The 12,789-nt window shown below is 38.8% G+C and carries 8 protein-coding genes; 4 read left to right on the top strand and 4 right to left on the bottom strand.

Going from position 1 to position 12,789, the window contains the following annotated elements:
• Positions 1 to 137 precede the first annotated feature (137 nt).
• The 4 genes from ALPR1_RS08020 to ALPR1_RS08005 form a co-directional block, all read right to left on the bottom strand.
• A complete protein-coding gene (locus ALPR1_RS08020; protein WP_008199807.1) occupies positions 138 to 2,591 on the bottom strand; it encodes an ABC transporter permease in 2,454 nt (817 codons plus the stop codon).
• Between the two features lie 500 nt (positions 2,592 to 3,091).
• Positions 3,092 to 5,413 carry an ABC transporter permease gene (locus tag ALPR1_RS08015; protein WP_237701635.1) on the bottom strand — a complete coding sequence of 774 codons (2,322 nt, stop codon included), beginning with the start codon at positions 5,411 to 5,413 and terminating at the stop codon, positions 3,092 to 3,094.
• A gap of 218 nt (positions 5,414 to 5,631) precedes the next feature.
• A complete protein-coding gene (locus ALPR1_RS08010) occupies positions 5,632 to 6,330 on the bottom strand; it encodes an ABC transporter ATP-binding protein (protein WP_008199805.1) in 699 nt (232 codons plus the stop codon).
• Between the two features lie 105 nt (positions 6,331 to 6,435).
• Positions 6,436 to 7,683, bottom strand: a complete 1,248-nt coding sequence (locus ALPR1_RS08005) for an efflux RND transporter periplasmic adaptor subunit (protein WP_008199804.1) — start codon at positions 7,681 to 7,683, stop codon at positions 6,436 to 6,438.
• Positions 7,684 to 8,025: 342 nt separating this feature from the next.
• On the opposite strand from ALPR1_RS08005, the gene ALPR1_RS08000 reads away from it, so the two are divergent.
• The 4 genes from ALPR1_RS08000 (at position 8,026) to msrA (ending at position 12,702) form a co-directional block, all read left to right on the top strand.
• Positions 8,026 to 9,414: a sigma-54-dependent transcriptional regulator gene (locus ALPR1_RS08000; RefSeq protein ID WP_008199803.1), complete on the top strand. Its 1,389-nt coding sequence runs from the start codon at positions 8,026 to 8,028 to the stop codon at positions 9,412 to 9,414.
• A gap of 34 nt (positions 9,415 to 9,448) precedes the next feature.
• Positions 9,449 to 10,756, top strand: a complete 1,308-nt coding sequence (locus tag ALPR1_RS07995) for a sensor histidine kinase (RefSeq protein ID WP_237701634.1) — start codon at positions 9,449 to 9,451, stop codon at positions 10,754 to 10,756.
• 131 nt (positions 10,757 to 10,887) lie between these two features.
• Positions 10,888 to 11,409, top strand: a complete 522-nt coding sequence (locus ALPR1_RS07990; RefSeq protein WP_008199801.1) for a tellurite resistance TerB family protein — start codon at positions 10,888 to 10,890, stop codon at positions 11,407 to 11,409.
• A 186-nt stretch (positions 11,410 to 11,595) separates the two neighbouring features.
• Positions 11,596 to 12,702 carry a peptide-methionine (S)-S-oxide reductase MsrA gene (gene msrA, locus ALPR1_RS07985; RefSeq protein WP_040303375.1) on the top strand — a complete coding sequence of 369 codons (1,107 nt, stop codon included), beginning with the start codon at positions 11,596 to 11,598 and terminating at the stop codon, positions 12,700 to 12,702.
• Positions 12,703 to 12,789 lie beyond the last annotated feature (87 nt).

Below are 12,789 nucleotides of genomic sequence, written 5' to 3'. Positions count from 1 at the left end.
CGTATTAAGGACACAAAAGGCTTTATTTGAATTTCAAGACTTAACTCTAGATTCTTGTCTCTTGAATCTTGGTTCTAAAATCTTAATACTAGCTACTTGATACTAAATACCACATTCCAGATACCCTATACCAATCTTTATTCGCTTTTCAGTGAATTAACCGGGTTAGCAGTGGCAGCTTTGATTGATTGATAGCTGGTAGTAATCAAAGCAATTAATATGGCAAAAAAGCCAGCACCTAAGAAGACTGATAAACCGAGTTCTTGCTTAAACTCATAATCCTCCAACCATTTATTCATCACCCACCAAGCAATTGGAGAAGCGATTAGAAACGCGATTACAACGAGCTTTGTAAATTCTTTGGAAAGTAGCACAATAATACTTCCTATACTGGAACCTAAAACTTTTCGGATTCCAATTTCTTTTGTTCTCTGCTCTGCTGTAAAGGCAGTTAAAGCAAACAAACCTAAACAAGCAATGACAATCGCAAAGCCTGCGAAAATACCGAACACTTTACCCAAACGGCTTTCTGATGCGTACATTTTACCAAATCGATCATCCAAGAAGGAATAAGTAAAAGGCTGACCAGGGGCCATTTCATTCCATTTAGCCTCAATAAAATTTATCACCTCATCGGTATTGGAGGAGTTAAATCGGAAGGAAGCAATACCACGTGGACGTTCACTTAGAAAAATCATTACCGAACCAATATTCTCCTTCAGCGATTCAAAATGGAAATTCTTCACAATCCCTACAACTGTCTTTTCTCGCAGATTGTCCAAGTTCATCGTTTCGTTATTTCCAGCCATGGTATAGATTTTTTGACCGATCGGATCACCCTCAAAATTGAACTGTGATGCAGCTGTCTCATTTAAAATAACAGCACTGGAATCAGATGGAAAATCCAAGGAGAAATCTCTTCCATCAGCGATTTCCATCCCCATGGTATGGATGTAATCATAATCCACTTGCCAGTTTTGTAAACTGACCAAATTCTCTGTTTGCTTAGGGTCTTTCCCCTCTGCCCACCAAGGAGTATCACTTCTCCAAGTCCCTGCTACAGGTAAATATCCGGTAATGGTGCCTGATTCCATCATACTGCTGGAAAGCACTTCCCGCTTAAAAGACTCTGCCTGATCTCCCAGTGCATAAACATCATCCACCGTAATAACCTGCTCCTTTGTAAAGCCTATTTTCTTGTTCTGAATATAATTCAGCTGGTTAAACACCGCGACTGTCGCTATGATTAAGATGATGGAAATTGAAAATTGAAACACCACTAATGAACTTCGGATCATTCCACTTTTCATTCCCATAGAAACTTGCCCTTTTAGGATGCTGATTGGCTTAAAACCAGAAAGGAAGAAGGAAGGATAAATCCCTGCCAAAATACCCGTTCCTATAGCTCCAAGCACTATGACTCCATAAAACAGGGGTTGAGCAAATGGTAACACAAGAGATCTGCCCGCCAAATCATTGAATATGGGAAGTAAGATGGCTACCAGTGGGATCGCGATCAAAAATGAAATCACGCTTAATAGAATGGACTCCATCAAAAACTGTCTGATCAAATGGGATCTAAAGGAACCCATCACTTTTCTGATACCTACTTCCTTGGCACGATTCGAAGACCTTGCAGTAGATAGGTTCATGAAATTGATACAAGCAATCACTAGAATAAACAAAGCGATCGCGACAAAAAGGTATATATAAGTAATATTAAAATTGGGTTCAAACTCTCCCATCAAATCACTTTTTAAGTGGATATCCAATAGCGGCTGAAGATCATATTCCATTTTACCACCATCTGCAAGCATTTCATCCAAAGTTGCTCCTTCTCCAAAAACTTTACTTAGCTCTGGCTCAACATTCTTTTTGACCAGAGATTTAAGTTTTTGATTTAAGTTTTCGGGATCTGCATCATCTCTGATTTTGAGATAGGTCGCAAAGTTATTGCTCAACCATGAAGTAGTTTGAGCTTCTTCTAGACCTTCCATTGACAGCAAAAAGTCAAAATGGAAATGCGTGTTTTGAGGGATATCCTCATACACTCCGCTGATCCTAAAATCCATGTCATTATCCAAAATCAAGGATTTTCCCAAGGCACTTTCTCCTGGGAAATATTTTTCAGCTGCACTCTTACTGATAGCCATGGTATTTGGCTCCGCTAAAACTCCATCTGGACTTCCTTCTAAAAGCCTTGTTCCAAATACGTTGAAAAAATCTTTGCTAGCCCAGATGACATTATCTTCTTTAATATTCTCATCTGTTTTTTTCACTAGGTAGGAACCCCTCTGTCTAAAATTCACTGCATACTCAACTTCAGGGAATTCCTGAGGAAGAGCATCCACCATTGGAGCGGGTGCTTGAACCATATTCCAATGGTTCCCTCCAAAAATGATATCGGAGTGAATTCTGTAAATTCTATCTGCATCTTTGAAATGCTTGTCATAGCTTAATTCGTTGATCACAAAAATCGAAATGATCATACAAACTGCCACTCCTACTGATAGGCCTAGAACATTAATAAAAGTATAAAACTTATGCTTTTTTAAATTTCTAAGAGCGATTTTAAAATAATTCTTAAGCATAATAAGGCTGGTTTAATAGTGGGTAAAGGACCTCAGTCGACAAAAGGACTTCTAACAATAATTAGATGCATTTCATCGCTAAAAGGTTGCATTTTTTTTGTAGTTAGCTGTAATATTCAAAATCCATAAAATCTTGTAATAGCCCATTGAAATCTTTCATTGTGAATCAATTATGTATTGGCTAAAGACATCATGGAGGTTCAGTTTTAGTATTCTGGTATTATTGTCAATCTAAGCGAGGTCGAAGATATTTCACTTCTAGTTCTTTTGCCTTGGTGTCAGTCCGAGCGGAGTCGAGGACCCTTCGACTCCGCTCAGGGTGACATTTAATCTCGAGGCATTATCAAGGACCCTTCGACTTCGGCACTCTCGTCTCTGCTACTGAGGTTTGTGCCTGCCTTGCCGGTAGGCAGGTCTCCTCAAACCACTTATAGCTAATCGTTTCGGTCTGTGAGACACAGACTGAGGCTGGGTTATAAGTACGAAATCCGAAATCGAATCTACTCTGAACGAAGAGAATTAACCGGATTTGCAGAAGCTGCTTTGAAAGCTTGATACCCTACAGTTAAGAGGGAAATCAGAATCAATAAAATCCCGGATCCTGCAAATATCCACCAACTCAAATCAGTTTGGAAAGCATAGGTCTGTAGCCAATTATTAGCAAAATACCAGGCCAAGGGCACTGCAATAAGAATTGCCACTAAAATCAATGCGATAAAATCTTTGGAAACTAAGCTCAGGATACTAACCAAAGAAGCTCCCATAACCTTTCTTACCCCGATTTCCTTCTTTCGCTTCTCTGCAGTAAATGCCGCCAATCCAAATAGTCCCAAACAGGAAAGGAAAATGGCTGTTGTACCAAAATATTTAGCCAAATCAGAAGCTCTTTGTTCGGATGCATAAAGTGACTGATAGTCCTCATCCATAAAAGAATAGCTCAAAGGTTGACCCGTGAATTTTTCATAAACTTCAGAAACTCCTGCAATACTTGCTTGCTGATCATCGGATTCAATTCTCACCATAACTTTCTGAGCAAATCCTGGGTCATATTTAAGAAATGCGGGCTTTACTTTTTCTTTCAAAGACTCAAAATGAAAATCTTTAACGACCCCGATCACCTCTTTATCATCTCCCCATAGGTTTACAATTTGACCTACCGGATCCTGAAAACCGATGGTTTTAACTGCAGCTTCATTGAGAATAATTTTATTTTCTTCCTCACCAAAATCGGGTGAAAAAGCCCTTCCATCTGCCATTTCAAATCCCATGGTTTCGATCAAACCCATGTTCACTGTGATATTTTCAAACTTCACCTGCTCCTCCTCATTTTTTCCTTCCCAGGTCAGACCGATTGTGGAACTTGCCAAACCAACCAATGGATGGGACAAACTGGAGGCATTGCTAACTCCAGGGACTTTCTTGGTTTCTTCTAGGTAGGTACTCAATTGATTGGGGGCGATTCCTGAAGCATTCAACTCCAATAAATGGGCTTGGTTGTAGCCCAAATTTTGATTTTGGATGTAGTTCATTTGCTTACTCAAAACAGAGATGCCAATTATGAGCAACAAAGAAATTGAAAACTGGAATACTACTAGTCCTTTTCTGGCAAGTAGCTCTCCAAAACTCCCCTTAAGATTGGATTTCATTACCTCCACCGGTTTGAATTTGGACAAATAAATCGCAGGATAAATGCCTGCCAAAAGTCCTGTTATCAACCAAACAGCAAGAAGAATTAATACTATATCCGGCTGGAAAGAAAGTGTCAGTGTCTTGGAAGTAATTTGATTAAATAAGGGCTGGAGAATAAAAGCGGTTAAAACTGCCAAAATCAAAGCAAAAAAGGTCAAAACCAATGACTCGGTGATAAATTGTGTAAATAGACCTCCTCGACTTGCACCCATCGATTTTTTGACACCGATTTCTTTCAATCTGCTCATGGACCTGGCAGTGGTCAAATTCATGAAATTGATGCAGGCAATGATTAGGATAAAGATCGCAATCGCGGAGAAAATTTTCACATAGCTAATTCTTCCACCCGCTATTTTTCCATCTTCATAAGTACCATAGAGATACGTATCCCCATAGGGTTGCACAAAAACAGAAACATTGGAATCCGCTTCCTTATCTTTGATGAAGTCAGCAATCTGCTCATTAAAACCTGATTCGTCAGTTCCTTCTTTTAGTAAAACTGCAGCAGAAGCATTGAAATTATCCCAATGCGCTCCATCTCCTAACATATTTTTGAAATAGGGAAATGCAAGTAGGAAGTCAGGTTTTATCAAGTCAAGCTTGCCAAAGTCTTTGTAAACACCAGTCACCTCCACTTCATTTTCAAAATCAAAAACCTGCCACTTTATAGATTTTCCCAAAGCCAGTTGAGGGCTTCCGAATAATTTGTTGGCCAAAGTTTCAGAAATGGTAATTGCATTGATATCAGTCAAAGCTTTTTCCGGATTTCCTGCTAAGAAATCACGGTCAAAAATCTGAAAGTATTCCTGGTCCACGAAAAAGCCATTCCCATTCATTTTGGTCTCCCCTTGTTCAAGGGAAACACCTTCGATAAAGGGTGAAATGGCAGTTGCTGCTTCCACTTGGGTAAGCTCGGAACTCATTGCCTCCGCCATCTCAGCAGGCGTGTAAGGAATAGTGACTATTCCAGTGGAATTGTCATGATTCGTCATCACCTGATAAATCTGATCGATTTTTGAATGGTATCTATTGACACTAACTTCATCTTTTACCCACAATAAAATCAGTATTACTGTGGTCAGTCCAACTGTTAATCCAAAAAGATTAATAGCAAAAATATGTTTGGACTTCATAAAACTTCTGAAAGCTAATAGAATCTGATGGCGCAGCATGGGAGTGTTAATTGTATAATTGGAACATTGAAAAATTGAAAAATTTTAGAACCTTATTTATTCTAAATCCAAAAAATGAAAATTGGTAAGTTTTCACAATAAAAACTCTACTATTCACTGAAAATCAATGAATTGAATAGACCAATTTTCAAATTTTAGAATTTTCCAATTTTTATATTTTAAACATGAAACTGCTCGCGGATATTTTCAGTCACCACTTTACCATCAAATAGATTGATGACTCTGTGAGCATAATTAGCATCATGCGGTGAGTGAGTAACCATTACGATGGTAGTTCCTTCATTATTTAATTCTTCCAGAAGTCTCATTACTTCTTCACCATTGGTAGAATCCAAGTTACCTGTAGGCTCATCGGCAAGGATCACAGAAGGCTTTGCCACGATAGCTCTTGCAATCGCCACACGCTGCTGCTGACCACCTGAAAGCTGCTGAGGGAAGTGATTTCTTCTATGCATGATATTCATACGAGTCAATACCTCTTCAACTCTTGTCTTGCGCTCATCAGCAGGGATTTTCAAGTATAATAGTGGAAGCTCCACATTTTCGAATACTGTCAATTCATCGATCAGGTTAAAGCTCTGGAATACAAATCCGATGTTCCCTTTTCTTAGAGAAGATCTCTGTCTTTCTGAAAATCTAGCTACTTCCTGATCTAGAAAATGGTATTCTCCATCATCTGGATTATCCAATAATCCAAGGATGTTCAATAATGTGGATTTACCACATCCAGAAGGCCCCATAATAGCGACAAATTCACCTTTCTTGATTTCGATCTGAATGCTATCCAAAGCAGTGGTTTCCACCTCTTCAGTCGCATACATCTTTCTAAGATTGACGGTTTTGATTACGTTTTGCATGTGTATTTAAGGTTTTAATTTATTTTTTGAGTTTCAATAATTATGGTCTTTAGAGATTGAGAGGGAATGTATCCTACATCAGACATCCTATGCCCCTCTTTTTCACTAATTCAAGTTCAAAATCTCGTTGTCACCAAAGTTTTCATATCCAGAGACAATTACTTTTTCTCCTTCTACTAATCCTTCTAAGACTTCATAATACTCTGGGTTTTTCCTTCCCAGTCGGATATTTCTCTTTTCTGCATTTCCAGAAGAATTCAAGACAAATACCCAGTTTCCTCCAGTATCCTTAAAGAAACCACCTGTTGGCAATAATAAACTCTGCTCAGAATCACCAAGCTCCAACCTAATTCTCACACTTTGTCCTCTTCTAATTCCTTGTGGACTCTCCCCTGTAAACTTCATATCTACTTCAAATCGACCATTGGTGATAGTTGGATAGATTTTCATGATTTCAAGCTCATGGTCTACTCCACTCAATGTGAACTTTCCTTTCAAACCTTGTCCAATTCTCGGAAGGTATAATTCATCGATTGGCACACGAACTTTAAATTCATCCAACACATCTATCTGACCGTATCGCTCGCCTGAATTAATCGCCTGACCCACCTCAATTTGTTCCATTGCCAGTTGACCGGAAATCGGGGCTTTAATCACCAGGTTATTCAAAATATTACCTACACCATCTAAGGAAGCGTTCATTCTATTTTCAGATTGTCTCAACTGCTGAAGCTGATAAGACCTTGCTATAGAGTCACTTCTGTAAGAAGCATAAGTCAATTCTTTTCTTTTCAGATTATATTCGTACTGCTCTTTTACTTCTTCAAATTCTCGATCCGAAACCAGCTTTTTCTCATGTAGCTCTTTGAATCTTTTATACTGAGGCTCAAGTAAGCTAATCTGATAATCGATCTCTGCCAATTGCCCTTGCTGACTCAAATCATTCTGATCCAGAAAAAGTCTAGTCTGACGGAGGTTATTAATTTGCTCGTAAAGCATAGTTTCCCTCTGCATTACATCTAGCTGCAAATTAGAATTGGCCATCATCAAGATGGTATCTCCGACATCTACTAGCGCTCCAGACTCACGAACTATCTCAGCGACCATCCCCCCTTCTACCGCATCCAGGTAAAATGTCTGCGCAGGTTCGATTTGGCCGGAAACGAGAATGTAGTCAGTAAATTCCCCTGTCTTCACAGTGGCAACACTAAGTCTATCCTGTTCCACATTCATTGTAGATCGATGATCCGCAAATCCGATTTGATAAATAATTCCAGCGACCAATATGACACCGCCAGCAATCCAAGCAATTTTCCTGGGAGTCCAGGTTTTCTTTTTTATTTTTCTATCCATTGTGTGTATCTGCCTTTTTCGGCTGATACCCTTATGCCAAATGGTATGCCATCAAAAAAAGGGCGTTTTCAGGCTTATTATAAAGGTTTAAGGAATTTTACTACTGAAGCTCCCGAACATTTTTGTTCGTGAGCGAACAAAACCCGCTCAATCTTTCGTATTTTTAGAAAGAAGTGAATAAAAATAAAATTCATTAAAAGGGCTTCTATTCTGAGATAGAACAAGATTTAATTTGAATTTTGTCTAAAAGTGTAAATCGGTATGCTTTTGGAATACTTAAGATTGTTATTCATAAGGTTCCTTAAATACCTGAACCAACTCTTTAAATTAAATACAGTATAAATGAGCGAGTATAAAAGCGGCAAAATTCTCATTATTGATGATAATGAAGACCTATTAAAGGCAGCCAAAATTTTTCTCAAAAGGCATTTTGCACAGGTTGATACCGAGACAAACCCTGATTTACTTCCGATTTTAACCCATAATGAAAATTATGATGTCATTATGCTGGACATGAACTTTACGAAAGATGTGAGTTCGGGACAAGAGGGTTTTTACTGGCTAGATCGTATCCTGGAATTAGATCCATCAGCAGTAGTTGTTTTGATCACAGCTTATGGCGATGTTAACTTGGCTGTTCGCGCTATTAAAGAAGGAGCTACCGATTTTGTATTAAAGCCATGGGAAAATGAGAGGCTTCTTGCCACATTAAACTCAGCTTTGAAATTAAGGCAAAAGAAACTCGAAGTAGACTTACTAAAAGACCAGAAGCAAACGCTTGAACAAGATATGGACAGGAAATTCACCGAGATTATCGGTCAAAGTCCTGCCATGCAAAAAGTGTATGAAACTATCGAAAGAGTGGCTGCCACTGATGCCAATGTTTTGATATTAGGTGAAAATGGTACCGGAAAAGAGTTGATAGCAAGAGCGATTCACCGTCATTCCAGAAGAAGCAAAGAAGCTTTTGTGGGAGTTGACTTAGGATCTATCACGCAGACTCTATTTGAGTCAGAGCTTTTTGGACATAAAAAAGGATCTTTTACAGATGCCAAAGATGATCGTGCCGGCCGATTTGAACAAGCGCATAAAGGCACCTTGTTTTTAGATGAAATTGGAAATCTTCCCTTACCGCTTCAAGCCAAACTCTTAGCTGTATTACAAAACAGACAAGTTACCCGAGTGGGTGCCAATAGAGCTGTTGAAGTAAATATTCGCTTAATTTCGGCGACGAATATGCCTATACATAATATGGTATATGACAATACTTTTAGACAAGATTTACTCTATCGAATTAATACCATTGAAATTAATCTCCCTCCATTAAGAGAAAGGGCCGATGATATCATCTTGCTGGCAAATCACTTCATTACCTTTTATTCCAAGAAATACAATAAGGATATCCGGAAAGCATCAGAACCTCTATTAAAACGAATGATGAAGTATCACTGGCCTGGAAACATCCGTGAACTACAGCATAGTATTGAGCGTGCTGTCATCATGAGTAATCATAATGTTCTGCAACCAGAGGATTTATTCCTTCAAAAAATGGGACAACCTGAAAAGCAGGAAGAATCCGTCAGTCTGGATCATTTAAATATTGAAGATGTGGAACGAATCTTAATTCGTAAAGCACTTCAAAAACACAATGGCCATATTACTCGAGCGGCAGAGGAATTAGGTCTTACTCGCTCATCCCTTTACCGCAGATTAGAAAAATATGGTTTATAAGAGGTTTTCGGTTGGTGTCGGGATACGGATTCTGATGATCATCTTCTGCCTCTACTTGGGGCTTTGGCTTTATTACAGTCAAGATCTCTGGCTTGCTCCCGCCATTTTAGGGTTTATTGCCATGGTTCAAATTGGTGAACTGATTTACTATGTAAATTCAGTCAACCATAAGCTTGCCCGTTTCTTGGACTCTATTCGATATACAGATTTCTCCAGCTCTTTTACCTCGGATAGTCAAATGGGCCAGTCTTTTCGGGAGGTAAACATGGCTTTCAACGAAGTCATGAATGTGTTCAAGCAAACGAGAGCGGAAAAGGAGGAACAAATGCTGTTCCTTCAAGTAATTATTCAGCACATTAACTCTGGTATTATCTCTTTCAATGCAGAAGGGAAAATCGGGGTAATTAATAATGCCGCGAAACATCTGTTACAAATCCCCCAATTTCGGGACATCTCTGATTTAGGGAAGCTTTCTAAAGGTTTATTGGAACAGGTCATGGAGATGAAACCCGGCCAGCGTGTTTCTTATCGAGTGAACCCCAACCTTCATTTGATCATACAGTCCACCTCCTTAAAAATGGGTGGGTTAAGTTGGACCTTGCTCTCTTTGCAAAACATTAATGCAGAACTTCAATCCAATGAATTGGAGGCCTGGCAAAACCTCACCAAGGTTCTGAGACATGAAATCATGAACTCAATCACCCCAATTTCCAGTTTAGTGGACTCCTTAAGTACCATATTGGAAGAGGACAGTTATGTGCAAAAAGAAGGTTTTTTGATCAAGAAAGATGGGTATCAAGATATTCAGGAAGGCTTGGACACGATTGCCAACAGAAGTAAGGGCTTGGTGAATTTTGTGAATGCTTATCGGGATTACACCAATATTCCATTGCCTAAAAAGGAACTGGTATCTGTAAAATCGCTCTTCGAGAATGTGCTGATATTGATGAAGGAAGACCTAAAAGGCTCCGATATCAAAATTAAAACAGACATTCAGCCTGATGATTTATCAATATTATGTGACCATGATCAGATTACAATGATCTTGATCAACCTGATGAAAAATGCCAGTGAATCTATCCAAAATCATAAAGAGCGGACGATTTGGCTTTCGGCAATTTCTCAGGGAGATTTGGGAACCATGTTGAGGGTAGAGGATCATGGACCGGGCATAATTCCAGAGGCGCTGGAAAGGATTTTTGTTCCGTTCTATACTACCAAAAAAACCGGTTCGGGAATTGGGTTGGCAATCTCCAGACAAATCATGAACCTACACAGAGGAAGCCTTCAGGTAACTTCTATACCTGGAGAAAAAACCGTGTTTACACTGAATTTCAGATAGAGTGATTATAGCCTAGGGCTATAGGCTTTGGATTTAGTTGTGAAACGGGGTTATTCATTGTTTAAAAAAACCTATTTACTGATATTTATTTGTAGATCAATACTTTGTATCTTATATAAAAAAAATAGGATATGAAAGATAGTATCGCCCCCCAAACCCAAATAGCTTTCCATAACCTGAATGGCTTGATTCACGGAATCGCAATTGATGGCCATATATCCAAAAGTGAATTTGATGCTTTGAAGTCTTGGTGCCAAACCCATGAAAGTATCTGCAAAGAAGACCCATTTCATTCTTTTTATTCCGAAATCAGAGATATAATCAAATCAGGTATTCTGGGTTCAGAAGAAATTTTCGAACTCAAATCAACTATTCAAAAGTTTAAAAATGATTTTGAGGAAAAAGACCATGTCAAATCGGACCTTCACTATTTGCAAGGTTTGGTTTATGGAATAATTGTCGATGGAGATATAAACAAGTATGAACTCAATCTTTTGCACAATTGGCTTTTGGAAAACAGCCATCTGAAAACCAAAACCCCATTTGATGAATTCTTTGAAACCATCAGAAAAGCAAAAGAAAAAAAGACATTCAGTCCTGAAGAATACAAGCAATTAATGAACTTCTTGAAAAAGTTTTTAAAATACGACTGAAGGTTATTGGCAAAAAAAGTGTCATATGGATTACAATACCAAACCTTCAGGAAATCCCACCTGCTGTCTATGACGTATGTTATGCAAAGATATTAAGTGTAAATTTAAGGTTGTTTGAACAGTAAGGATGAAATCCTTGTTTAATCATTACCAAAAAGGAGCACAATTGAACAAATGAAAAACTCAATGAAACTTATTAGTAATTTATCATCCTATCTGATTGTCGCATTGTTTTCTTTAGTACTGGTTTCCTGCGGAAATACTCCTGCTGAAAGTAAGGAGAACAACAGTTCTGATGAAGATAAAATAGCTGAATACAAGGGTAAAACGGAATTGGCAACATTTGCTGGCGGTTGCTTTTGGTGCGTAGAAGCGCCATTTGAAGGAATCGATGGAGTGATTGCAGTAACCTCAGGTTATGCCGGTGGAAAAGAGAAAAACCCTACTTACGGTGAAGTAAGCAGCGGAAAAACTTCCCACAGAGAGTCAGTACAAATTGCCTTTGATCCGGAGGTAATCAGTTACTCTGAACTTGTATATATATTTTGGCAAACTTTCGACCCAACAGACGTTGGTGGGTCTTTTTATGACCGGGGAAGTCAATATGAATCTGCCATCTTCTACCATGATTCAGAACAAAAACGAGTAGCCGAGGAATCCAAGAAAGCGCTTGACAAATCAGGTAAGTTCGATAAGCCTGTTGCGACGCCAATTATCAAGTATACCAACTTTTATCCTGCAGAAGATTACCACCAGGATTATTATAAAAAGAACCCAAAGGATTACTATGCTTACAGAAATGGAAGTGGTAGAGATGCCTTTATTAAAGCACATTGGCCAGAATTATCTGAAGAAAAATACCCTGCCCCTTCCAAGGCTGAATTGAAGAAACAATTAACAGATCTTCAGTACCAAGTAACCATGGAAGAAGCCACTGAGATGGCTTTCCAAAACGAATATAATGGAAACAAAGAAGCGGGAATTTATGTAGACATTGTCACTGGCGCCCCATTATTCAGTTCCAAGGATAAATATGAATCCGGATCAGGATGGCCTAGTTTCACCAAGCCGATAGACGCAAGACTGATCGATAAGCCTGTTGACAAATCTGCAGGGATGCTTAGAGTAGAAGTAAGGAGTAAGTTGGGAGACAGCCATTTAGGCCATGTGTTTTATGACGGCCCCAATCCAACGAACCTTCGTTATTGCATGAATTCAGCTGCGATGAAATTTATCCCAAAGGATGAGATGGAAGCTGCTGGCTATGGAGAATATATTTGGTTAGTAGAATAAAAGAAGTAAAATTCATGAAGCCCGAAATAAATTTCGGGCTTTTTTTATGCCCATTTTCAACTATCCTTACTTCTCAAGCTCCTAAGC

It is taken from the genome of Algoriphagus machipongonensis (assembly GCF_000166275.1).
In the GTDB taxonomy this organism is placed as follows: Bacteria; Bacteroidota; Bacteroidia; order Cytophagales; family Cyclobacteriaceae; genus Algoriphagus; species Algoriphagus machipongonensis.
This window is presented reverse-complemented; position numbering and strand designations above follow the sequence as displayed.

Coding starts and splice junctions, on each gene's coding strand:
- ALPR1_RS08020 (WP_008199807.1), bottom strand. CDS start 2,591: ATGCTTAAGAATTATTTTAAAATCGCTCTTAGAAATTTAAAAAAGCAT.
- ALPR1_RS08015 (WP_237701635.1), bottom strand. CDS start 5,413: ATGAAGTCCAAACATATTTTTGCTATTAATCTTTTTGGATTAACAGTT.
- ALPR1_RS08010 (WP_008199805.1), bottom strand. CDS start 6,330: ATGCAAAACGTAATCAAAACCGTCAATCTTAGAAAGATGTATGCGACT.
- ALPR1_RS08005 (WP_008199804.1), bottom strand. CDS start 7,683: ATGGATAGAAAAATAAAAAAGAAAACCTGGACTCCCAGGAAAATTGCT.
- ALPR1_RS08000 (WP_008199803.1), top strand. CDS start 8,026: ATGAGCGAGTATAAAAGCGGCAAAATTCTCATTATTGATGATAATGAA.
- ALPR1_RS07995 (WP_237701634.1), top strand. CDS start 9,449: ATGATCATCTTCTGCCTCTACTTGGGGCTTTGGCTTTATTACAGTCAA.
- ALPR1_RS07990 (WP_008199801.1), top strand. CDS start 10,888: ATGAAAGATAGTATCGCCCCCCAAACCCAAATAGCTTTCCATAACCTG.
- msrA (WP_040303375.1), top strand. CDS start 11,596: ATGAAACTTATTAGTAATTTATCATCCTATCTGATTGTCGCATTGTTT.